This window comes from Priestia megaterium (genome assembly GCF_023824195.1).
Taxonomy (GTDB): Bacteria; Bacillota; Bacilli; order Bacillales; family Bacillaceae_H; genus Priestia; species Priestia megaterium_D.
Genome location: NZ_CP085442.1, coordinates 1,311,831 through 1,334,683, shown reverse-complemented (window position 1 = coordinate 1,334,683; position 22,853 = coordinate 1,311,831). Strand labels below are relative to the sequence as shown.

Genomic DNA, 22,853 nt, shown 5'->3' with positions numbered 1-22,853 from the left:
TATTACGCCTCCATTAATAATAATTCTGGATCATTTAATAAACGCTTGATTTGGTTAAGAGCGTTTTGAGCTGTTGCGCCATCGATAATACGGTGGTCAAAGCTTAGTGATAATGCTAATACTGGAGCAATTACAATTTCACCGTCGCGTACAACTGGTTTTTCAGCGATACGTCCGATACCTAGAATTGCAACTTCTGGGTGGTTGATAACAGGAGTAAACCATTGTCCACCAGCAGAACCGATATTTGTGATTGTACAAGAAGCGCCTTTCATTTCAGCAGGAGCTAATTTACCATCACGTGCTTTTCCAGCAAGGTCGTTAATTTGATCAGAAATTTCGAACACAGATTTACGATCAGCATTTTTCACAACTGGTACTAAAAGACCTTTTTCAGTGTCAGCAGCGATACCGATGTTGTAGTAATGTTTTTGAATTACTTCATCTGTAGAGTCATCGATTGAAGTGTTAAGAGCTGGGAACTTCTTAAGTGCTGAAGTTAACGCTTTTACCACGTAAGGTAAGAATGTTAATTTAATACCTTGATCTGCTGCAACTGTTTTGAATTTTTTACGATGAGCAACAAGAGCTGTTACATCGATTTCATCCATTAATGTTACGTGTGGAGCAGTGTGTTTAGAGTTAACCATAGCTTTTGCGATTGCACGACGGATACCGCTCATTTTCTCGCGAGTTTCTGGTAGGTCACCTTCAGGAATAGCTTGTGCTGCTGCTTTTGGTTCAGCTGAAGCAGTTTCCTCTTTAGCTGGAGCTTCAGCAGTTGCTGTAGCTGTAGAACCACCAGATAAGAAGCTATCGATGTCATCTTTAACAATACGTCCGTTTTTACCTGAACCAGGAACAGCTTTAATGTCTATACCTTTTTCACGAGCATATTTGCGCACTGAAGGCATAGCAATTACTTTACGGTTAGGATCAACATCAGCTTGTGCTGCAGGAGCTGTTGCTTCTTCAGTCACTTCTTCAGTTGAAGCTTCTTCTTTAGCTTCTTCTGCTGGTGCATCATCATGATCGTCACCTTTGAATTTTAAGTCTTCGTATCCAGGAGCATCAAAAGTAACGATAACTTGTCCTACAGTAGCTACTGTACCCTCGTCAACTTTTACTTCTAATACTTTACCTTTTACAGGAGATGGGATTTCAACAACAGCTTTGTCATTTTGTACTTCTGCTAGTACATCATCCTCATCAATTTCATCTCCAGCTTTTACGAACCATTTTACAATTTCACCTTCGTGGATACCTTCACCGATATCCGGCAGTTTAAATTCAAATGCCACGTGTCTTCACCCTCCTAGTTAGTTGCGTTCAATTTGTTAGTGTTTATTTTATCTAAGACAGAAATCAGCACAAAGCTGATTTCTATCACAGTAAAATGCTAATTAAAATTCAAGTACTTTCTTAGCTGTTTCAACGATATCTTTGTGGTCTGGTAACCATACGCCCTCAGCTTGAGAGAATGGGAACACAGTATCCGGTGCTGTTACACGTAATACTGGTGCTTCTAAGCTTAAGATTGCACGATCGTTAATTTCAGCTACAACGTTAGCTGCGATACCAGCTTGTTTTTGAGCTTCTTGAACTACTACTACGCGACCAGTTTTTTCAACTGATGCAAGAATTGTATCGATATCTAAAGGTTGAACTGTACGTAAGTCCACTACTTCAGCAGAGATACCTTCTTTTTCTAGTTCTTCAGCTGCTTTTAATGATGAGTGTACCATTGCACCGTAAGCGATAAGCGTTACGTCTGTACCTTCACGTTTCACATCAGCTGTACCTAAATCAATTGTGTATGATTCTTCAGGTACTTCTTGACGGAATGAACGGTAAAGCTTCATGTGCTCTAAGTATACAACCGGATCGTTATCACGGATTGATGAAATTAAAAGACCTTTTGCATCGTATGGAGTTGAAGGAATTACAACTTTTAAACCAGGTTGAGATGCTACGATACCTTCTAAGCTATCAGCGTGAAGTTCTGGTGTATGAACGCCTCCACCGAATGGTGAACGGAATGTGATTGGTGCATTCCAACGACCGCCAGAACGGTAGCGCATACGTGCAGCTTGACCTGATACAGAATCAAGTACTTCGTATACGAAACCAAAGAATTGAATTTCAGGAACCGGACGGAAACCTTGAGTCGATAGACCCACAGCAAGACCACCGATACCAGATTCAGCTAATGGCGTATCGAATACGCGATCTTCGCCGAATTCTTGTTGAAGACCTTCAGTCGCACGGAATACTCCACCGTTTACGCCAACGTCTTCACCAAAAACTAATACGTTTTCGTCGTTTTTCATTTCTGTGCGTAACGCATCAGTAATCGCTTGAATCATTGTCATTTGCGCCATGGCTTACTTCGACTCCTTCTCTTTGTAGATTTCATATTGCTCTTGTAAGTTTGAAGGCATAGTTTCGTACATGATTTCCATTAAATCTGTAACTTTTTGTTTTGGATAATCGTCAGCCTTCTTAATAGCTTGTTTAATATCTTCTTTAGCTTGCTCGATTACTTTGTTTTCTTCTTCTTCATTCCAGATGCCTTTAGCTTCTAAGAATTTACGGAAGCGAACAAGTGGATCTTTCTTTTCCCACTCAGTGTCAAGCTCAGCTGTACGATAACGAGTTGGATCGTCACCAGCCATTGTATGTGGACCATAACGGTAAGTTAATGTTTCAATTAAAGTTGGACCTTCACCGTTTACTGCACGCTCACGAGCTTCGCTTACTGCAACGTATACTGCTAGTGCATCCATACCGTCTACTTGAACGCCTGGGATACCAACAGCTGCTGCTTTTTGAGCGATTGTACGTGCTGCAGATTGCTTTTCAACTGGTGTTGAAATTGCAAAGCGGTTGTTTTGTACAACAAAGATTGCTGGAGCTTTGAATGCACCTGCGAAGTTCATACCTTCGTAGAAGTCACCTTGTGAAGCTCCGCCGTCACCTGTATAAGTGATCGCTACTGCTTTTTTACCGCGCTTTTTAAGACCTAGTGCCACACCAGCAGTTTGCACGATTTGTGCACCGATGATGATTTGTGGAGAAAGTACATCTACACCTTCTGGCGCTTGGTTACCGTGGAAATGACCACGAGAGAATAAGAACGCTTGATATAATGGAAGACCATGCCAAATTAACTGAGGCACATCACGGTACCCAGGTAAAATGAAGTCTTCTTTTTCTAGTGCGAAATGTGAAGCGATTTGAGAAGCTTCTTGCCCAGCAGTTGGTGCATAGAAACCTAAACGACCTTGACGGTTCAATGAAATTGAACGTTGATCAAGAATACGAGTGTATACCATGCGAGTCATTAACTCTTTTAATTTTTCGTCAGATAAATCTGGCAACGCTGATTTATTTACTACTTCGCCCTCTTCATTAAGAATTTGGAACGTTTGGTACTGCTCAGCGATTTTATCAAGTTGCTTTGATACATCAATAATAGCCTTTTTAGTTTTAGCAGCCATCTAAGTCACCTCTTCCTTTCATTTAAGCCGTATAAATTCATTTTACTAATCAAACAAACATACACGCTTTTAGAATGTCCCAAATGGACAAGTAAAAGTCATATTTTGTCGAGTAGCTTTTTGAATTCGCTAATCCTTAACATTTCTATGTATTCCCCAGCGAATTCTGTGCAAACATTTACGTAAAAGGAAAGTTTAAGCGAAACGAGCGTTTCGTTAAACTGTATTAATTATTTTGCAAAAATGATTAATACAACACTTACTACGCTACCTAGTTTACAATACACTAAAACAGTTCGTCAATGCATTTACATCAAGAAATTACGCTTTTTTAGTTTGTGAAATAAAACACATAAAAAAGACATGCTGTACTATTACACAGATGCAAACTGTATTATATGTTTTATAATAACCTTCTCTTTTTTTACGTCTGCACATCTCCTATCTTGCCACAAATAAACGATTTTTTAAAACAATAACCTTTTGTAATTTTTACTTGAATCATGTCGAAACTCTTTCTTTATTTCAGAAAACCTTCCTTTTCAGCCAAAAAAAAGACCTGTAAACTTCACAGGCCTTCTTATTTGTTCTCGCTATTTTTCACCTTTAACTTCGTTTTGTTATAAAAATCCTCTTTGGCTTTGTTATAGTCAGCTGTTAATGTGTTAAACGTTTCTTTTTTCTTTTCAACTTCTTTATAAGTAGCATTGATCGAAGCGATTTGTGTTTCAAGATTCTCTAATTTCACATTGTCTTTTTCAAAGAGTGTATATAGCTGACGATCTAATTCAATGGAATGAAGATAGGCATCATGTAAGGACTGGTAGGCCTTATAACGCTTCTTCATTAACGAAGATAGTTCAAGCGCCTCTTCTTTTGCTTTGCCATCCTCTAGTTTTTGGATCTTTGGCTCTGTCGCTTCAAATTGTTTTTGCGAAGCGCTGATGCTTTTTTCTTCTTTTTGTAATTTACTTTCACGCTCATCTAATAACTGCTGGGCTTTTTGTGCTTTATTTTTTATTTTCTTTTTATCTTTAATCCCTAGCTCAATAATTTGGTCGTATATCGCATTTTCTTGCTGTTCTAAATCAGCTAACGGTTTTTGCTGATCAGCAAATTGCTTTTCTTGTGCTACCACTTTTTCTAATCCATTATATACCTCAAGTTCAGGCGATGAGCCTTCTGCACAGCCTGCTAGTGACATAGCAGCAATGCCGATAATTATATATCTTCCGACGCATTTCATATCTGGTAAATCCTCCCTTATTCATGGGTCATTATACAATTTTTGTAGGAAATTAGCAATTTCTCTACACCCTTTTTCCACCTTTTAATATATTATACTAACCTAATCGTGAAAAAAAGGGAGTTTATTACTTTTTACCTTGGGATTGATAACTACGGGAGGTTATATTATGTTGGGTTACGGTGGATATGGCTGCGGCGGTTCTAATAAAGGGTTTGTTTTATTAATCGTACTGTTCATTTTATTAGTTATTATTGGTTGCAGCTGTGGCGGCTGGTAATTATACAATAAAAGCGGCTAACGGTCGCTTTTATTTTTCTTATGCAATTTTTTCCATATGCGTGATACATATAATTAGTAGAAACATTTATGTGTTCAAGGTCGAGGTAATGACTTTTTTATACGGATTTGGTACACTTTATACCTATAAAATAGCCTAGGGAGATGTGAAAGTTGATTACAATGAACGATATTATTCAAGACGGACACCCAACGCTGCGAGAAGTAGCAAAAGAAGTACCGTTACCTGCTTCTGAAGAAGACAAAAAGATTTTACATAGCTTATTAGAATATGTAAAAAACAGCCAAGATCCTGAAATTGCTGCTAAATATGGACTGCGATCTGGTATCGGGCTTGCCGCTCCTCAAATTAATGTATCAAAACGAATGATTGGGGTACACGTTACGGATGAAAAAGGCAAGCTATACAGCTATGCATTATTTAATCCTAAGATCATTAGCCACTCAGTAGAAAAGACATACCTTACAGGCGGTGAAGGCTGCTTGTCTGTCGATCAAGATATCCCAGGATTTGTTCCTCGATATGCACGTATCACAGTAAAAGGCACAACACTTGAAGGCGAAGAAGTGAAAATTCGTTTAAAAGGCCTTCCTGCTGTCGTATTTCAGCACGAAATTGATCATTTAGACGGAATTATGTTTTATGATTACATTAATAAAGAAAATCCATTTCAAGAACCTGAAAATGCTTTTCCATATGAACGCTAAAAAACGCGAGCAGCAGCTCGCGTTTTTTCTTACTTTAATAATCCTACTAGCTCTAATCCGTGGAGAATACCATCTTCTGCTACATCTTTTGTAACAAGATTAGCAACTTCTTTCACGACTTCTTCCGCATTTCCCATCGCTACGCCATTTCCGACAAATTCCAGCATTTCGATATCGTTTAAACCGTCTCCGAATGCATATACATCTTTTTTGTCAAAGCCAAGCTTTTCAATCATGGTCTCAATTCCTCTCGCTTTTGATCCCCCTTTTGGAAGAACATCAGTTGAAAATTCATGCCAGCGAATAAAGTCAAATTTCTTAAATTTTTCTTCATAAGGAGCTTCTTCTCCCGCTGTACAGAATAAGAGGGATTGATAAATTTCACGCCCTTCGAAATAAGTAGGATCGTGGTGAGGGTGGGTAAATCCAATTTTCAGCGTGCTGATACTGGATTCGATATAGTCATGAAACTCAATGTTTGATTTCATATCTTCATGATCCATGTATACGACAGGGTGATCATGCTCAACAGCAAAAGCTGTTAAATCTTGAAGCTCTTCTTTATTTAACGGGTTTTTGTAAAGAACTTCTCCATTTAAGACAATGTACTGACCATTAAAGCTAATATATGTTTGAATATCCAACTCTTCACGCAGATCTTTAAACATAAAAGGAGCCCTTCCAGTTGCAATTGCCACTTCATGCCCCTGCTCTTTTAACAGCTGGACAGCTTTTTTTGTAGAAGCAGGCAGTTTTTTATCATGATCCAATAACGTTCCATCAATATCAAAAAAAATAATCTTTCGTTCCACGTTTATCACCTTATTTTTTATAATTTTTTATAATTTTTTATCTCTTTGTTAAGCCTTTCCAATTATATCAAACGAGCACTGGTTTCTCTATAAATGGACGTTCCTATTTACATTTTTTCCATATTTAACCACGATAAACCTCTCCCTTTTCATCATATAATAAAAGTACAGAGAGAGACAGGCAGGTATCGCAAAAAAACAAAGGAGCTGAAAAATCATGTTAAAAGATTTTCGAAAAAGGCTGCTAAAACGCTGGAATGAATTATTGCGTAAAAAAACGATGGCATAATCGATTTTTTTAGGGCTTTCTGTTGTAAAATTTGCAGAGTGTGTGTCTGCATCGTACAATGGAATAGCCCTTATTTTTTATACGCCCGGAAAATATAGTCTTGTATCCGTTTCCTGTTAATATTATTCTATAATTAATTGACTTGTTATATTTAGATGACTAAAATGTAGTGAAAGCAAGTTTCTTTAGAAAATACATGAAATACATACACATTTTATAATATAATAAAATAAGTTATTTGAATTTCGGAATTAAGGAGAGATTTTTGTTATGATTTTTAAAGTTTATTTTCAAGAAAAAATGAGTGAAGTAGCTGTACGTGAAAATACAAAAACAGTGTATGTGAACGCAGATTCTGAGCGTGACGTTCGTCAAAAGTTAAAAGCGCGTTCAATTAATATTGAGTTTGTTCAAGCAGTGACTGGAGACTATCTAGAATATGAACAACAGCATGAAGATTTTAAAGTATTGGAGATATGATGAAAATGAAATTTGTAAAAAATAATCAAACGGCAGTTTTCGCCCTGGGTGGACTAGGCGAAATCGGTAAAAATACGTATGCCGTACAGTTTCAAGATGAAATTATTCTTATTGATGCAGGAATTAAATTCCCTGAAGATGAGCTTTTAGGAATTGACTACGTTATTCCTGACTACAGTTATTTGGTAAAAAATGCAGATAAAATCCGTGGCCTTTTCGTTACACATGGTCATGAAGATCACATCGGCGGAATTCCTTACTTATTAAGAGAATTAAACATTCCTATTTATGCAGGGAAATTAGCCCTTGGGCTTCTTCGCAACAAATTAGACGAGCATGGGTTGCTTCGTACAGCTCAGCTTCATGAAATTACTGAAGATGACGTAATTAAATTCCGTAAAACATCGGTAACGTTTTTCCGCACAACTCACAGTATTCCTGATTCTTACGGAATTGTGGTAAAAACACCAAACGGACAAATCGTACATACAGGAGATTTCAAGTTTGATTTTACACCAGTGGGCGAACCGGCTAACTTAACAAAAATGGCTGAAATCGGTAAAGAAGGCGTTCTATGCTTGCTTTCAGACAGTACAAACAGTGAAATTCCTAACTTTACGATGTCTGAGCGCCGCGTAGGTGACAGCATTCATGACATTTTCCGTAAAGTAGACGGCCGTATTATTTTTGCAACGTTTGCTTCAAATATTCACCGCTTACAGCAAGTAGTGGAAGCAGCCGTATTGCATAACCGCAAAGTTGCTGTATTCGGACGCAGTATGGAAGCAGCTATTGAGATTGGCCAACAGCTTGGATATATTTCATGTCCAAAAGATACGTTCATTGAGCCTTCTCAAATTAACCGAATTCCAGCTAACCGCGTGACTATTTTATGTACAGGCAGCCAAGGTGAACCGATGGCAGCGCTATCTAGAATTGCAAACGGTACTCACCGCCAAATTCAAATTATCCCTGGAGATACGGTTGTATTCTCATCTTCACCTATTCCAGGAAATACAGTAAGTGTTAGCAAAACAATTGATATGCTATTCCGTGCAGGAGCAGAGGTTATTCACGGTGCTCTAAATGATATCCACACTTCTGGACATGGCGGACAGGAAGAGCAAAAATTAATGCTTCGTTTGATGAAACCAAAATACTTTATGCCAATTCACGGTGAGTATCGCATGCAGAAGATGCACATCAAACTTGCAACAGACTGTGGAGTTCCTGAAGAAAACTGTTTCATTATGGATAATGGAGAGGTGCTAGCTTTAAGCGACAGCGAAGCTTCAGTAGCCGGCAAAATTCCTTCAGGCTCTGTATATATTGACGGAAGCGGAATTGGTGACATTGGAAATATCGTACTTCGTGACCGCCGCATTTTATCTGAAGAAGGTCTTGTTATTGTGGTTGTAAGCATCAATATGAAAGACTTCAAGATCGCTGCTGGTCCAGACATTATCTCTCGTGGTTTTGTTTATATGCGCGAATCTGGCGACTTAATTAATGATGCACAGTCCCTCATTACAAAACACTTGAACAAAGTAATGGAACGTCGTACGTCACAATGGTCTGAGATTAAAAATGAAATCACAGACACATTGGCTCCATTCCTTTACGAAAAAACAAAGCGCCGTCCAATGATTTTACCAATCATTATGGAGGTTTAATAAAAGAAAAAGAGCAGATGCAATTGCATCTGCTCTTTTTTATTAAGCACTGGCAAATTTATTTTCGAAGCGGTTAATATCTGCATCTGCTCCAATAACAATCAACACGTCCCCTTCTTGAATCGTTTCGGACGCCTGAGGAGAAACGATGATATCTCGCTCACGCTTAATGGCTACAATGTTAATGCCATATTTCGCACGAATGTCTAACTCAATTAACGTATTGCCAGCCATTCTTTTACTCGCTATTAATTCGACAATGCTGTGTTCTTCAGATAGCTCTAAATAATCTAGCACGCTGTTTGAAATCATGTTATTGGCAATTCTTCGTCCCATATCTCGTTCAGGATGCACGATAAAATTAGCGCCAATTTTTGATAATACTTTAGCATGATAATCATTTTGCGCTTTTACCGTTATTTTTTCAACGCCCAGCTCTTTTAGAATAAGGGTCGTCAAAATACTCGCCTGAATATTGTCACCAATAGCTACGATAACATGATCAAAATTACGAATTCCTAAACTTTTTAGAACCCCTTCATCCATTGAATCGCCTACTACTGCGTGGGAAGCAACGTTCGCATACTCATTTACCTTTTCTTCATCAATATCAATCGCCAGAACTTCCATTCCTTGATCGCTTAATGTTTTACAAATACTTCCTCCAAATCTACCTAATCCGATGACTGCAAATTCTTTTTTCATTTGAATTCCTCCATTATGTACAGGAAAAAATCTGAACTACCGTTATTTTACCACAATTCTTTTGTATCAACCTCATTTTCCGGTTAACACTTATATCTCTTTACTATTTCTCACACTCATAGAAAAACAGAAGGATCAGCTCCCTCTGTTTTTTAAGCTGTAGCATGGGTTTGAACAAGGTAATAATATACGCCTTTTTGCTGCATTAGTTCCCCGTGATTCCCTGTTTCAATAATGCTTCCGTGATCTAATACAATGATGTTATCTGCTTCTCGTATGGTAGATAACCGATGGGCAATCATGATGGCAGTTCTGTTTTTTAACAGCGTTTTAAGCGCCTGTTGAATCTTCACTTCCGTTTCTGTATCGATGCTTGCTGTCGCTTCATCTAAAATGATAATACGAGGATCAGCCAACAGCGTTCGAGCAAATGAAATCAATTGACGCTCTCCCACGGATAAGACGTTTCCTCGCTCTTCCACTTCCGTATCATAGCCTTTTTTCAGACGCTTTATAAAATCTGCAGCCCCTACCGCTTCTGCGGCCTTAATCACTTCATCATCAGTAGCATCCGGTTTTCCAAACCGAATGTTTTCCATAATGGTTCCTGAAAAAATAAAGGTTTCTTGCAGCACAATACTAATTTGCGCTCGTAAACTCGCTAACGTAATATCTTGAATAGGCATATTATCAATTAAAATCTGCCCTTCGTTCACATCATAAAAACGGGTGATTAAATTAGCAATGGACGTTTTTCCAGATCCAGTATGCCCCACTAAAGCAACCGTCTGTCCTTCTTTTATTTCAATTGATACGTTGTTTAGAGCTTTCCGCTTCCCATCATAAGAAAATGAGACGTGCTTGAACTCAACTTTTCCCTTCATATCCTCTAAAGACATAGCGGTTTCCAAATCTGCGACGAGAGGTTTTTCATCTAGAAATTCAAAAATACGCTCGGATGAAGCCATTCCCATTAATAATTGATTATACACTTGCCCTAAACGAGAAATCGGTTCCCAAAACATTCCAAGATAAAAAGCAAATGATACAAAAATACCAATTGTTAGCCGCCCATCTTGAATAAGTACGGCACCGAACCAAATTAAAATAGCCGTTCCGACAGCATTTGTGAGTTCTACAAACGGTCGAAACATGGCATTTTTTCGAGTAGCTTGCCTCCAGCTCTCGTAATTTTCACTGTTTATGCGCTCAAAAAACAGCATATTTTCTTGTTCTTGAGCAAATGATTGAGTGACGCGAATGCCTTGAATACTCTCATTTAAATGTGAATTTAATACTGACTGCTTCATACGAACAACTTGCCATGACCGACGAATTCTTCTTCTCAGCTTTGTAGAAATCAAGAACATAATCGGTAAAATGACTAAAACAGCACACGTCAAAGCAGGACTGAGAGAAAATAATATAACTACAATCCCAACTAACAATAAGAGGTCCATAAACAGGTTAACTACCCCGTTGGTAAATAAATCTTGAAGAGAGTTAATATCATTCATAATCCTTACAAGAATAGAGCCTCCTGAACGCGTATCAAAAAACCGGTGCGACAGCCCTTGAACATGCGTAAATAAATGTTTTCTTAAATCATATATAACGTGCTGCCCGAGTTGGTTCATCCATTTAATTCGAAAGACATTCGAAATATAAGATAGGACATACAAGCTAAAGATTATGAAAACTAACTGCATGAGCAGCGTGCTATTCTTATCTTTTACAGCATGATCAAGCGTATATACACCTATCAAAATAGGAATAGCGAGTCTAATGACCGTCGTGATAATGACCATAAGAAACGAGAAAGGAAGCAAGTTTTTTCGATATGGATGAAGATAACGAAACAAGCGGGCCATTTGCTTCCAGTTAAACATCTTATCAATGATTTGATCTGTTTGATAATAAAAGCGCTCTCGAACAACTTTATTTTTTTCGGCTTCCATTCTATTCCTCCCTTGTTATACGTTCATCACCGACGTATTGCTTTCATATTGAATGTCATAAATGTTTTTATAAATCCCTTGCTTTTGAATGAGCGTTTCATGGCTTCCTCTCTCTTTTATTTGACCCTCATGTAAGACCAAGATTTCATCGGCATGTCGCAAAGAAGAAAGGCGGTGTGCGATAATAAACGTAGTACGATTTTTCATCACTTCTTTTAAAGCCAATTGAATTTCTCTTTCTGTTTTCATATCAACGGCACTCGTCGCATCATCTAATACTAAGATGCTAGGGTTTAAGATAAGCGCTCGTGCAATCGCAATGCGCTGCTTTTGTCCGCCTGATAACCCCAGTCCTCTCTCTCCTAGCATCGTGTCGTACCCATCTGGAAGCTCCATAATAAAGTCATGCGCCTGCGCTCGTTTTGCAGCATCAATAATGTCTTCTCTAGAAATACCCGGCACGCCATAGGAGATGTTGGTTCCTATGCTGCTTGAGAACAAAAACGTTTCTTGAAGTACAAAGCCAATTTCTTTCCGAAGAACAGGGAGCGGATACTCTTTAATCGGACGATGGTTAACTAAGATTCGTCCTGAAGTTGGTTCGTAAAACCTCGTGAGCAGCTGTGTTAAGCTTGTTTTGCCGGCTCCAGTTGCTCCGATTAAACCTACTACTTTTCCTTTAGAAGCAGAAAATGATATGTTCTCAAGCGACTTTTTTTCTTCGTTTGGATAGGATAAGCTAACATGTTGAAACTCGACCGTTCCATTAATAGAGAAACTTCCGGCATGCTCATGGACTTTTTCTTCTTCTTCTAAAATTTCTAGCAGCCTTTCACCTGAAGCTTTAGACTGTGAAAACATATTGATAACAAACCCTAGATTCATAATAGGCCACATCAAATAAGAGGTTAAGCTAAAGAAAGCAACAAGCTCTCCCGGACGTACGCTTCCGTTCATAACAAGCGCTCCTCCGTACGCAAGGAGACCAACAATAGATAAGTTTCCTATAAACTCCATTAAGGGGAAATAAGTTGCCCATACATTCGCTGTTTCAATGTTTCGATTTTTATAAACTCCGTTGGAGTCGTTAAATTTAGAGGTTTGAAATTTTTCTCTCGATAATGACTTGACCGTTTGTATGCCGCTTATATTTTCTTGAACATTTGTATTAAGTTCCCCAAACGATTGGCGAATTAAGCGAAACGCTGGATGAACGCGTTTATCAAAACGATAAACAGCTACCCCCAAAAAAGGCAGCAGGCAGATTGTGACAAGAGTGAGTGAAATAGAGTAATAGAACATAACGGAAAAGCTGGCAGTAAGTAAAATAACGAAGCGAATTAATTCTGAGAAGCCAAAAGATAGAAAAAAACGAAATCCTTCTACATCAGCTGTCAACCTGGACATCAAGTCCCCTGTTTTAGCATTGTCATAGTAAGAAAACGGTAAATACTGAAGTTTGCGGTAAAGTTTATTGCGAAGAGTATACACGGACTTAATTCCAAATAAGTCGCCGTAATATTGCTGAATATATGTAAAGATTCCTTTGACAATCATCAGCCCAATAAAAATAAATGCTACATTACCGACTAGCTGATATTGTTTTCCTAACACAATATGATCAATCGTATATTGCAACACAATAGGGTAAATCACAGTGATGGAGGTTACAAATAACAAGCAAATAGCAGAATAAAAAAAGTACATTCGGTACGGCAAATAAAAATCTTTTAGTTTTTTAAACGTTCCCATATACCCCGTCCTTCCTTTAGCTAAAATGTGGCACACATATTTAAATATATCGGTTCCCGAAATAAATTACCATAATTTTTAGATATTTTTTCAAAAAAAGGTAAATAGTCATAAAAAAAGAGGTTGGGATATAACTAAATGAATCCAATCTAAAGACGAACAAATCGAATACATTAGTTGAACTGCTTGTGATACCGCAGTTGATTTCCGTGCAAGACTTCGCTTTCCGCGGGCGGCCGATGAGCCTCCTCGTCCCTTCCGCTTTCCCCGCAGGAGTCTTCGTCTTTCCCTCCCATCAACTGCTAGAAAGATCTAAACAGACGAAACCTATTCACCATAACAAAAAAACGAACCACTAATCAAACATGTTGATCAATGGTTCGTTTTTCACTTCGTCTAAAATACGTTTGTCCCAGCCTCTTTTTTTATTGTTTTTCTACTGCATGTCCGCCGAACTCATTGCGAAGAGCGGCAACTACTTTACCTGTAAACGTATCGTCTTCAAGTGAGCGATAGCGCATCATTAAAGATAGAGCAATAACTGGCGTTGGCACTTGTAAATCTAAAGCTGATTCAACCGTCCATTTTCCTTCACCGGAAGAATGCATAACTCCTTTAATACTGTCAAGTTTTGCATCTTTTGAAAATGCACGTTCCATTAATTCGATTAACCATGAGCGAATAACAGAGCCATTATTCCATACGCGGGCTACGGCTTCATAGTCATAGTCAAATTCACTTTTCTCTAACACATCAAAACCTTCAGCAATTGCTTGCATCATGCCGTACTCAATTCCGTTATGAACCATTTTCAAGAAGTGACCACTTCCTGCTGCACCTGAATAGAGATAGCCGTTTTCTACGTTGATGTCGCGGAAAATAGGTTCGATTGTAGAAAATGCTTCTTTATCTCCCCCAATCATCATACAAGCGCCGTTTCGGGCACCTTCCATTCCGCCGCTTGTTCCAACATCAAAGTAGTGAATTCCTTTTTCAGCAGAAGCTGCAGCACGTCGTACAGAATCTTTATACTTGGAATTACCGCCTTCAATAATCATGTCTCCTTCTTCAAGTAGTTCTTGGAGCTCAGAAATTACTTTTTCTGTGAGCTCCCCAGCCGGAACCATTACCCAAGCAATGCGTGGTTTTTCTAATTTGCTCACTAATTCTTTAATGGAAGAAGCGCCTTCTGCTCCCTTTTCTGATACTTTCTGTACTGCTTCGTTGTTCACATCGAACGCTACCACAGAATGGTTATGATCTAGTAAATTTAATACTAGGTTTGCTCCCATTTTTCCTAAGCCAATCATACCTAATTTCATATGTAAATTACCTCCAATAGTAAGTTTCGTATCATGTTGTTAGTGTTAGTATGGTGTAAACTCACAAGAAAAAATCCACATTTTTATATTTCCTTTATCAGTTACTTCCTACACACAAAAAAGAAAAACATTCGATGCAAGTTCTACTAAGCATCGAATGCTTTTCACCTGTTACAACTGCCTGTATTTATTCGTTCTCGCCTAATACACGATTCACGCGCTTTTCAAGCATTTTCATACCGCTTCCACCAGCTTGGAAGTGACGTAGCTGACCTGTTTTGTCAAATACATAATATGCCGGTACATATTGATTTTCAAATGCATCCGTCAATTTATGTTCACTGTCTACAAAAATTGGCTGCGTAATATCATGTTCTGCTGCTACTTCTTTAATTTTTGTTAAGTCTAAATCATCTTCAGAGCGCGGCATATGAACTGCTACTACGTTTAATTGATCTTTGTATTGGTCGCGAAATTCATTTACTTGAGGCATTGCTTCTTTACATAAATGACAGCTTACTGACCAAAAATGAATAAGCGTTGGCTTTTCGCCGATTAGCTGATCTTCTGTAACCTCTCCGTTTAACCATTCTGTAGCGCCCGTTAACTCAGGCATTGGCTGACGTAATTTCATGAATAAAAGCCTCCCTTATTTTCACTATTATTAACTATATGTTCTTTATTATCCGATGAAAAAAAGGCCTAACGTGGACGTTAGACCTTTTAAACGTTGTGCTTACGCGTTTAAAGTAGCTTGACCTGGTTTCCAGTTAGCTGGGCAAAGTCCGCCAGTTTGTAACGCTTGAAGAACACGTAAAGTTTCATCAACGTCACGGCCAATATTGTTGTGGTTTACAACTGAATATTGTAATTCGCCTTCTGGGCTGATGATGAATAAACCGCGAAGTGCTACACCTTCTTCTTCAATTAAAACGCCGTACTCACGAGAAACAACGTGATTTGTATCAGCTGCTAATGGATATTTAAGATCACCTAAACCATTATCTTTACGATCAGTGTTGATCCAAGCTAAGTGTGTATGGATTGTGTCTGTAGAAACACCGATTACTTCTGCGTCAAGATCTTCAAACTCATCATAACGGTCAGAAAGTGCAGTAATTTCTGTTGGACATACAAATGTAAAGTCCATTGGATAGAAGAATAATACTGTCCATTTGTCATTTTTAATATTTTCTTCTAAGCTAACTTTACCGAATTCTTTGTTTGATAATACAGCTTCCATTTCAAAGCGTGGAGCTTGTTTACCTACCATACGTTCTGGCATACATGATCCCTCCAAATAATTATTAAATGAGAAAATGTATAAAACATTCTCACTTATGTACTGTTATAACGGTTTTCATTATAATGGATATTGTTTTTTTAGTCAATATTAATTAAGAATGAATTTAAACAACATCTTATAATGGTAACATAGTTGTTATGCCCGCCTTTAGGGCAAATTAAACCCTGACTTCAGCAAAAAAATGCTATAAAAGGGTTGCATTTATTTACCTTCTCAGTTTAGCATGTCTAATATCGGGAATAAACAAATGTGCTCATACTCTTACAAAATCTTTTCCGCAGAATAAATTCCCACTTATTAATATTGAAACAGAACATAGGAAGGATGAACAACTAATGTTTAAGATGCAAGACATCAACTGGGAACAGCTTCTTACCAATGCTGGAGTTATTGTGTTAAAACTCATTGCTATTACCATTGTTTTTTTACTTGTACGAGCAATTGGTAAAAAAATTATTGAGCGTTCCTTTGAAAAAATGAGTGAGCGCGAAAATGCTACGCGCGGACGTATGCTCACACTCAAAAGTTTAACCGTTAATGTGTTTTCATATGTACTTATTTTTATTTTTGTCGTCATGCTGCTTGAAGCAGTAAATATCCATGCCACAGCTCTATTAGCTGGTGCCGGAGTTGTAGGTCTAGCAATCGGATTCGGTGCTCAAGGACTGGTTAGCGACGTTGTAACAGGTTTCTTTTTACTTCTTGAAAAACAGCTGGATGTTGACGACTATGTAACAACCGGAAGTTTTTCAGGGATTGTCGAATCAGTAGGTCTTCGTACTACTCAAATTCGCGGATTTGATGGAACTCTGCACTATGTGCCTAACCGTGAAATTACAAGCTTAAGCAATCATTCCCGAGGCAATATGCGCGCGTTGATTGATATTGGCATTTCGTATGATGATGATATTGACAAAGCTATTTCCGTACTAGAAAAAGTATGCGAACGCGTTGCTGCAACAAATGAAAACATTGTAGAAGGACCAAGCGTGATAGGAGTTCAAGGTCTAGGCGCATCAGACGTTGTGCTTCGTGTAGTTGGCAAAGCTAAAAACGGGGAACAGTGGGGGGTTGAACGTCAGCTTCGCAAAGAGTTTAAAGAAGCGTTTGACGCAAACGGTATTGATATTCCGTTCCCTCATCAAGTAAATATTGATAAAAAGCAGCCTGAAGATGCCAAGCAGCCTCAGCATGCATAAAAAATAGCCGAAGGATTTATTCCTTCGGCTTTCTTTTATCCTTGTACCTTGTTGCCTACTTGCTGACAAATTTCTTCTGCCGTTAATCCGCTAGCTGTAATAACTGAGCCTTGCGTTACTGCATCAGAAATCCCCATTACGTTTGAATCCTGTCCTGTTACAACACAGCAATCGCACCCTTGTGCATCACTTTCGTTGCGTAATTGTACCACTTCATGTCCGAGCTGCTGAAGTGCAGCCTGTACATCTGTTAAACCGTATTCTACACCAATTCGTGCCATCGTTGCCCACCTCCTCATGGTATTAATTTAGCCATAAGGAAAAATGATTATACGATTTATTGATTGCCTTTATGTTCAAAATATTTTGTAATAAGTGAAATCGCAATATCTATTGCGCCTTCATGAGGCTTCAGCTTTGCATGATGAAGACCATATTCAGACTGAACGCCAAGCCAAAACATAAATCCAGGAATATCTTTTAGCATATAGCCAAAATCTTCTCCTGTCATTGCTTCTTTGCACTCAATGACATCCACGTCCGTTTGCGCTTTGGCAAATTCCATAAACTCTCGCGTGACTTCATGGTGATTATATACTTGATGATACATACAACCATAATCAATGGCTGTTTCACACTGATACCCTACTTCTACTCCTTTAACAATCGCTTCAATTCGTTCTTTAACACGCGTCATTGATTCAGGAGATAGCGTGCGAATGGTTCCTTCTATGCGAGCTCGCTCCGCAATAATATTTTGAACCGTCCCGCCTTGAATTTTTCCTACTGTAATTACAGCGCTGTCTAGCGGATCAACGTTGCGAGCAACAATAGTTTGAAGCTGTGAAACGAGCTGACATGCAGCAACTACCATATCATTTGTTGTATGTGGATAAGCAGCATGCCCGCCTTTTCCTTTTAAATCAATAAATAGCTCAGACGTGTTAGCAAATAGTAACCCTTCCTTCAGCGCAATCGACCCAACCGGATATTCAGGCGCTACGTGAAGGGCGAAGATGAAATCTGGAAGCCATTCTTTCATGATGTCGCTTTGGAGCATTGGCTGTGCTCCTCCTGGACCTTCTTCTGCAGGTTGAAAGATGAACAGTACATTATCTTTGATTTCATGCTGAGCAAAGTAAGTCAGTACTCCTAGCCCAATAGCCATATGCATATCATGTCCGCAGGCATGCATGAGTCCTTCATGCTGTGATTGAAAAGAATAATTCGTTTCTTCCGTGATAGGAAGACCGTCAATATCTGCTCGGTAGCCTATTGTTTTAGTTGGGTCTGTACCATGTACTTTAACAAAGAGTCCTGTTTTCCACGTCTTTACTTCTAAGCGCTCTTGCGGAAGAGTGTTAATATAATCAAGCAAAAAACGCTGTGTTTTCACCTCTTGAAACCCTAATTCAGGAATTTTATGTAGCTCTCTTCTTATTTTCACAAATTCATTTTCAGCCATGTGTATGTCCTCCTCACGAAATAAAGAAGAAAGCGTGGTTGCCCACGCTTTCTTCTTGTCCATATGATATGTTTAAGGATTCAGTATCTGAATCGCTAAAACCTATTAATTCAGCAAAGAAAAAGCGCAAACTGATCGTTTTTCTTATTCTTCGTTTAATTGACGCAATTCTTGCTTGATTTCTGTTTTAGACTTTGTTTTTTCGTCAATTTCTTTAATAACGCGAGCCGGCGTACCTGCTACTACTGTGTAAGGAGCTACATCTTCTACCACAATTGCACCTGCAGCAACTACGGCACCTTTACCTACTGTTACACCTTCAAGAACAACAGCATTAGCACCGATTACTACATCATCTTCTACTACAACTGGTTTTGCAGAAGGTGGCTCAATAACACCAGCTAATACAGAACCTGCGCCGATGTGACAGTTTTTACCTACTGTTGCACGACCACCAAGTACTACGTTCATGTCGATCATTGTTCCTTCACCGATTACAGAGCCGATGTTAATAGATGCACCCATCATAATAACAGCGTTGTCGCCGATTTCAACTTGATCGCGAATAATAGCGCCCGGCTCAATACGAGCTTTAATTCCTTTCATATCTAATAAAGGAATCGCAGAGTTGCGGCGATCGTTTTCAATTACGTAGTCTTCAATTTTTCCTTCGTTTGCTTCAATAGCAGCTTTGATTTCTTTCCATTCACCGAATACTACACCTGTGTTGCCCGTTACGAATGTTTTAGAAGATGAACCAAAGTCAATTCCTTCTACTTCACCTTTTACGTAAACTTTTACCGGTGTTGATTTTGTGCTGTTTTGAATAAATGAGATAATCTCATTAGCATCCATCATTTTCATTATGTATTCCTCCTAAGTAAGCAATGTCTCATTTAATGTAACAAAATGCTTTCACAATGACAAGCATCATTATCGTTTTAATAAAAAGATAACGATTGCAAATAAAAAAAGCGAGCATCTAGGCTCGCTTTAGACCGTTTCTCTCACATATTCACGTACAATATCAACAAATGCTCGAACTTGCTTCAGTTTAAAAGCTGATTCATATCCAACTAAAGAAGTGTCTCGCGTAATTGGCTCTCCATTTGCTTTCAGAAGCGGCGTCCGATGAATATGGCTTCCAGCTTCTTTAATGGCAATCGATGGTAAAATAGCGAAGCCAAGACCATTTAAAGCCATTTGCTTACACGTCTCAATCTGATCCACTACAATCGTACGCTTCGGTGTAGTATGAAACTCTCGATGCCACCATTCTAAAATTTCTTGATAATACGTTGAGTCACTTTTAAATTGAATAAATGGTCGATGAGTATTTACTACCTCCGCTGCCCTTTCAATTTCTGAATCAACTAGGTAAAGAGGATCTGTAAACAAATGTTCTTTGACGCCTTTCCAATCCGGGTTTCCACGTATGATTCCAATATGTACCTCATCTTCGTACAGGTAGCGAAGCATTTCACTGCTCCAGCCGGTTACAAGAGAGATTTTAGCATGTGGGTAACGATCCATATAGCGTTTTAACACCGCCGGCAGCCAGTGCTGTCCAATAATCGAAGCCACCGCTAATTTGAGTGTACCATATACTTCATTATCTAAATGATGCAAGTCCTCACGAACCCGATCTTCTTTTTCTACCACTTCTTTTGCAAATTGAACAATCTTTTCTCCAGCAGGCGTTAATGACAGTCCTTTTTGCGAACGAATGAAGATTTGTGTATCCCATGCTTTTTCAATGGTTTGCAGCCTCTGTGATAAAGCTGGTTGCGATACAAATAATCTCTCTGCAGCTTTTCTCATATTTAATTCTTGAGCTAATACAACGAGCATTCGACATTCTATTAATTGCATTCAGTTATTCCTTTCAAGCCTCTTTTTACTTTCATTTTACCTTTATCATATAAGAAAAAAACGGAGAAAGATAGGCTGAAACACGATTTCTTAAAAAAATTATTGAAATGACTCTTTCGGGAGAATGATGGACTGCCTTCTTAATGACTTTAACAAATTTCTTCGTGTTAAAATCCCTTCAAAAATGCCATCTTCATTCTCTACGCACAGAAAAGGATGGTTAATCATGGCATTTATGACTTTTAATACGGATTTTTTCATGGAGACACGAGGAACATTTTGATTCATAACTTCTTCTACTTTCATGGTTTCTAATCGTTCAAATTCAATGCGCTTTAATCCTAAAATCGAATCTAAAATAAGCGTCATGCTCACGAACCCCTGCAGCTGAAACCTTGGATTTAATACGGGAATGGACGTATAGCCAGTCTTTGTTAACACAAGCAAAGCATGTTCTAAATTATTTCCCACTTGAACATGAGCAACTTTATCAGAAGTGACAAGCAAATCTCGAAGTTCAATTTGATTTAACTGATTGTGATCAATATCAATCATTTATACATTCTCCTTCCATTTCTCATAACTTCCACGTGTGTAAAGAGAAAAAGAACAAGCTACAAAATGAAAATAGCTTGCTTACGTAAATGCGAACCTTTAAGAGGGAATAGAAGCAGACACACTCGATGTTCTCCCTTATATGTTAAGTCTAGATTTTTTTAAAACAAGTGTCAACGAAAGTTCATAATTATCTGAATTTTTTATTTTAGTTTTTTTACAGCATTCGACCCGTTCCTTCCGTTTATCAGAAAATCCGCTATCACTTTGTCGATATTTCTCGGGAAAATAGGGCAGAAGCCACCGCAAAAACTCCATACGCAGTAACAAAAAAATGCCGCAAAGTATAAAATCCTTTGCGGCATTCGTTTTGCTTTATCCCTTAATGAATAAGTTCAAAAATTTCAATTGCAATCATATCAACGTTATCAAATTGATAAACGGCTGGCTTTTCACCATCTTGATATACTTCAAGTTCGTATGTTTCAGTTTTTGCATGATATTTCACGCTGCAAATTCTTTTTCCCTCTACTTCGAAGAAGCGTTGTGGCGCTTCACTTCCACTTGCTTGCTCACGGAGATTCACAAGACGAGTTAAAATACCTTGTAATTGTGACATATAATCTCTCCTTTCACCTATTACATCATTACGCATTCGACTTTTCTACAATATCAATTCAAATAAATACTTTATCTAAACTAATACTTAAAAGACACCATTTCACTATATGCCACATACTAAAAAAACACAAGTACTTTACGTGATTTTTCATAAGAAAATGCCTTATTATAGCGATATATGTCGTTTTTTATTATAATAACATAGCGATATACTATGTATCATACAAAACTTCATTCTACTTTAACATCATTCATTTTGATATAGGGAGGTGCTTTCATTGAGATCTATAGAGTTATACACACAACCAGCTTGCCCACCTTGCGAAATTGTTAAACAGTTTTTACAGCATCACCACGTTTCCTATAAAGAGTTTGACGTATCTAAAGATGCTTCTGCTCGAAAACGAATGACTACTGAGTTAGAGTCCTATTCCACTCCGACCATTCGTGTTGACCAGGAAATTGTCAGAGGATTTGACCTTCAAGCGCTTGAGAAGCTTCTTAACATCGGGTAGCAGAAACACTCAAAATAAGCTTTCCTCGGCTATTTTGAGTGTTTCTTACTATATATAAACTTTTGCACTTTCCATTTCCCCTGTTTTTTTACTAAAGTGATCATTTCATAATGATCTTGGTATTTTACCCGTTTATTATGCACAGCCGGAAAAAATTGATAGACATAAGCTTTGTTTTGGTCTGCATGAAGAGCTACCTTCGTCTGTTCATCGAAAGAAAAGAAAGGGATGTAGTGTGTTAAATATTCAGGCCCCTCTCCGACATACCCTTGAGCTTTTTGTAAGAGAGCCTCATTAAAAAACACAGATGCATACTCATCATCTAAAAACAATTTCAGCTCACGAACAGCGTCTTGATTAGTATGGGCAGACGCAGCTCTTAGCTGAGCCTGATAAGCGTCCTGCAAATTTATAAAGATTTCATGCCTAATCTCTCCTGATACTTCTGCATGAACAGATTTTCCTGAGTACAAGACAATCAGCAAAAAGACAAGTAAGCATATTTTCTTCAAATTAAATCAGCTCCTTAACTTCTTTTTTATTAGAATTCCGAAATTTCCTTTGCCTATGCATAT

At 38.2% G+C, this 22,853-nt stretch carries 24 protein-coding genes; 6 read left to right on the top strand and 18 right to left on the bottom strand.

The genetic code is table 11. The features are described from left to right. Window positions 1-2: 2 nt before the first annotated feature. From LIS78_RS06810 to LIS78_RS06795, 4 genes are all read right to left on the bottom strand, one after another. Entirely contained in the window at window positions 3-1,301 is a 1,299-nt protein-coding gene (locus LIS78_RS06810; RefSeq protein ID WP_209151223.1) for a dihydrolipoamide acetyltransferase family protein, read from the bottom strand. A 102-nt stretch (window positions 1,302-1,403) separates the two neighbouring features. Next, window positions 1,404-2,381 carry an alpha-ketoacid dehydrogenase subunit beta gene (locus tag LIS78_RS06805; protein ID WP_013056055.1) on the bottom strand — a complete coding sequence of 326 codons (978 nt, stop codon included), beginning with the start codon at window positions 2,379-2,381 and terminating at the stop codon, window positions 1,404-1,406. 3 nt (window positions 2,382-2,384) lie between these two features. After that, the gene (pdhA, locus tag LIS78_RS06800) at window positions 2,385-3,500 is read right to left on the bottom strand and encodes a pyruvate dehydrogenase (acetyl-transferring) E1 component subunit alpha (protein WP_013056054.1); all 1,116 of its coding nucleotides are present in this window, start codon (window positions 3,498-3,500) and stop codon (window positions 2,385-2,387) included. A gap of 580 nt (window positions 3,501-4,080) precedes the next feature. Beyond that, the gene (locus LIS78_RS06795; RefSeq protein ID WP_195780796.1) at window positions 4,081-4,746 is read right to left on the bottom strand and encodes a YkyA family protein; all 666 of its coding nucleotides are present in this window, start codon (window positions 4,744-4,746) and stop codon (window positions 4,081-4,083) included. 169 nt (window positions 4,747-4,915) lie between these two features. Here LIS78_RS06795 and LIS78_RS06790 point away from each other — a divergent pair, with 169 nt between their 5' ends. Beyond that, complete coding sequence (locus LIS78_RS06790; protein ID WP_016763434.1) at window positions 4,916-5,026, top strand: YjcZ family sporulation protein; 111 nt, start codon at window positions 4,916-4,918, stop codon at window positions 5,024-5,026. Window positions 5,027-5,199: 173 nt separating this feature from the next. Further along, the gene (gene def / locus LIS78_RS06785) at window positions 5,200-5,754 is read left to right on the top strand and encodes a peptide deformylase (protein WP_013056051.1); all 555 of its coding nucleotides are present in this window, start codon (window positions 5,200-5,202) and stop codon (window positions 5,752-5,754) included. A gap of 29 nt (window positions 5,755-5,783) precedes the next feature. On the opposite strand, the gene LIS78_RS06780 is transcribed toward def, so the two are convergent. Beyond that, window positions 5,784-6,566 (bottom strand): Cof-type HAD-IIB family hydrolase, encoded by a 783-nt coding sequence (locus LIS78_RS06780; protein WP_013082290.1) that lies wholly within the window; start codon window positions 6,564-6,566, stop codon window positions 5,784-5,786. A gap of 559 nt (window positions 6,567-7,125) precedes the next feature. On the opposite strand from LIS78_RS06780, the gene LIS78_RS06775 reads away from it, so the two are divergent. Together LIS78_RS06775 and rnjA are read left to right on the top strand one after the other, a co-directional pair. After that, window positions 7,126-7,335, top strand: a complete 210-nt coding sequence (locus LIS78_RS06775) for a DNA-dependent RNA polymerase subunit epsilon (RefSeq protein ID WP_013082289.1) — start codon at window positions 7,126-7,128, stop codon at window positions 7,333-7,335. Window positions 7,336-7,340: 5 nt separating this feature from the next. Further along, the gene (rnjA, locus tag LIS78_RS06770) at window positions 7,341-9,008 is read left to right on the top strand and encodes a ribonuclease J1 (protein ID WP_013056048.1); all 1,668 of its coding nucleotides are present in this window, start codon (window positions 7,341-7,343) and stop codon (window positions 9,006-9,008) included. Window positions 9,009-9,050: 42 nt separating this feature from the next. Here rnjA and LIS78_RS06765 read toward each other — a convergent pair whose 3' ends face one another. The 6 genes from LIS78_RS06765 to LIS78_RS06740 all read right to left on the bottom strand — a co-directional run bounded on the left by LIS78_RS06765 (window position 9,051) and on the right by LIS78_RS06740 (window position 16,030). Continuing rightward, the gene (locus LIS78_RS06765; protein ID WP_195780797.1) at window positions 9,051-9,713 is read right to left on the bottom strand and encodes a potassium channel family protein; all 663 of its coding nucleotides are present in this window, start codon (window positions 9,711-9,713) and stop codon (window positions 9,051-9,053) included. A gap of 152 nt (window positions 9,714-9,865) precedes the next feature. Then, a complete protein-coding gene (locus tag LIS78_RS06760) occupies window positions 9,866-11,671 on the bottom strand; it encodes an ABC transporter ATP-binding protein (RefSeq protein WP_209151222.1) in 1,806 nt (601 codons plus the stop codon). A 15-nt stretch (window positions 11,672-11,686) separates the two neighbouring features. Further along, a complete protein-coding gene (locus tag LIS78_RS06755; RefSeq protein WP_195780799.1) occupies window positions 11,687-13,423 on the bottom strand; it encodes an ABC transporter ATP-binding protein in 1,737 nt (578 codons plus the stop codon). A 425-nt stretch (window positions 13,424-13,848) separates the two neighbouring features. Continuing rightward, on the bottom strand, window positions 13,849-14,745 hold the full coding sequence (gene gnd, locus LIS78_RS06750) for a phosphogluconate dehydrogenase (NAD(+)-dependent, decarboxylating) (protein WP_195780801.1): 897 nt from the start codon (window positions 14,743-14,745) through the stop codon (window positions 13,849-13,851). A 187-nt stretch (window positions 14,746-14,932) separates the two neighbouring features. Continuing rightward, entirely contained in the window at window positions 14,933-15,379 is a 447-nt protein-coding gene (locus tag LIS78_RS06745) for a TlpA family protein disulfide reductase (protein WP_252284862.1), read from the bottom strand. A 102-nt stretch (window positions 15,380-15,481) separates the two neighbouring features. Beyond that, window positions 15,482-16,030, bottom strand: a complete 549-nt coding sequence (locus tag LIS78_RS06740; protein WP_014461006.1) for a peroxiredoxin — start codon at window positions 16,028-16,030, stop codon at window positions 15,482-15,484. A gap of 356 nt (window positions 16,031-16,386) precedes the next feature. Here LIS78_RS06740 and LIS78_RS06735 point away from each other — a divergent pair, with 356 nt between their 5' ends. After that, window positions 16,387-17,250, top strand: coding sequence for a mechanosensitive ion channel family protein (locus LIS78_RS06735; protein ID WP_195780802.1), 864 nt, complete (start codon window positions 16,387-16,389; stop codon window positions 17,248-17,250). 35 nt (window positions 17,251-17,285) lie between these two features. Here LIS78_RS06735 and LIS78_RS06730 read toward each other — a convergent pair whose 3' ends face one another. The 6 genes from LIS78_RS06730 to LIS78_RS06705 all read right to left on the bottom strand — a co-directional run bounded on the left by LIS78_RS06730 (window position 17,286) and on the right by LIS78_RS06705 (window position 21,761). Then, window positions 17,286-17,531 (bottom strand): YkuS family protein, encoded by a 246-nt coding sequence (locus tag LIS78_RS06730; protein WP_013056040.1) that lies wholly within the window; start codon window positions 17,529-17,531, stop codon window positions 17,286-17,288. A gap of 56 nt (window positions 17,532-17,587) precedes the next feature. Beyond that, entirely contained in the window at window positions 17,588-18,715 is a 1,128-nt protein-coding gene (locus tag LIS78_RS06725) for an N-acetyldiaminopimelate deacetylase (RefSeq protein WP_195780803.1), read from the bottom strand. 144 nt (window positions 18,716-18,859) lie between these two features. After that, window positions 18,860-19,579: a 2,3,4,5-tetrahydropyridine-2,6-dicarboxylate N-acetyltransferase gene (gene dapD, locus LIS78_RS06720; RefSeq protein WP_013082280.1), complete on the bottom strand. Its 720-nt coding sequence runs from the start codon at window positions 19,577-19,579 to the stop codon at window positions 18,860-18,862. A 129-nt stretch (window positions 19,580-19,708) separates the two neighbouring features. Then, complete coding sequence (ccpC, locus tag LIS78_RS06715; RefSeq protein WP_013056037.1) at window positions 19,709-20,587, bottom strand: transcriptional regulator CcpC; 879 nt, start codon at window positions 20,585-20,587, stop codon at window positions 19,709-19,711. A 99-nt stretch (window positions 20,588-20,686) separates the two neighbouring features. Beyond that, the gene (cbpB, locus tag LIS78_RS06710) at window positions 20,687-21,142 is read right to left on the bottom strand and encodes a cyclic-di-AMP-binding protein CbpB (protein ID WP_013056036.1); all 456 of its coding nucleotides are present in this window, start codon (window positions 21,140-21,142) and stop codon (window positions 20,687-20,689) included. A 382-nt stretch (window positions 21,143-21,524) separates the two neighbouring features. Further along, window positions 21,525-21,761: a YkuJ family protein gene (locus LIS78_RS06705; protein WP_013056035.1), complete on the bottom strand. Its 237-nt coding sequence runs from the start codon at window positions 21,759-21,761 to the stop codon at window positions 21,525-21,527. Between the two features lie 280 nt (window positions 21,762-22,041). Between LIS78_RS06705 and LIS78_RS06700 the strand changes: the two genes are divergently transcribed. After that, window positions 22,042-22,278, top strand: a complete 237-nt coding sequence (locus LIS78_RS06700; RefSeq protein ID WP_195780804.1) for a glutaredoxin domain-containing protein — start codon at window positions 22,042-22,044, stop codon at window positions 22,276-22,278. A 29-nt stretch (window positions 22,279-22,307) separates the two neighbouring features. Here the strand turns inward: LIS78_RS06700 and LIS78_RS06695 are convergent, their stop codons facing one another. After that, window positions 22,308-22,790 carry a DUF3993 domain-containing protein gene (locus LIS78_RS06695; RefSeq protein ID WP_195780805.1) on the bottom strand — a complete coding sequence of 161 codons (483 nt, stop codon included), beginning with the start codon at window positions 22,788-22,790 and terminating at the stop codon, window positions 22,308-22,310. Between the last annotated feature and the right edge of the window lie 63 nt (window positions 22,791-22,853).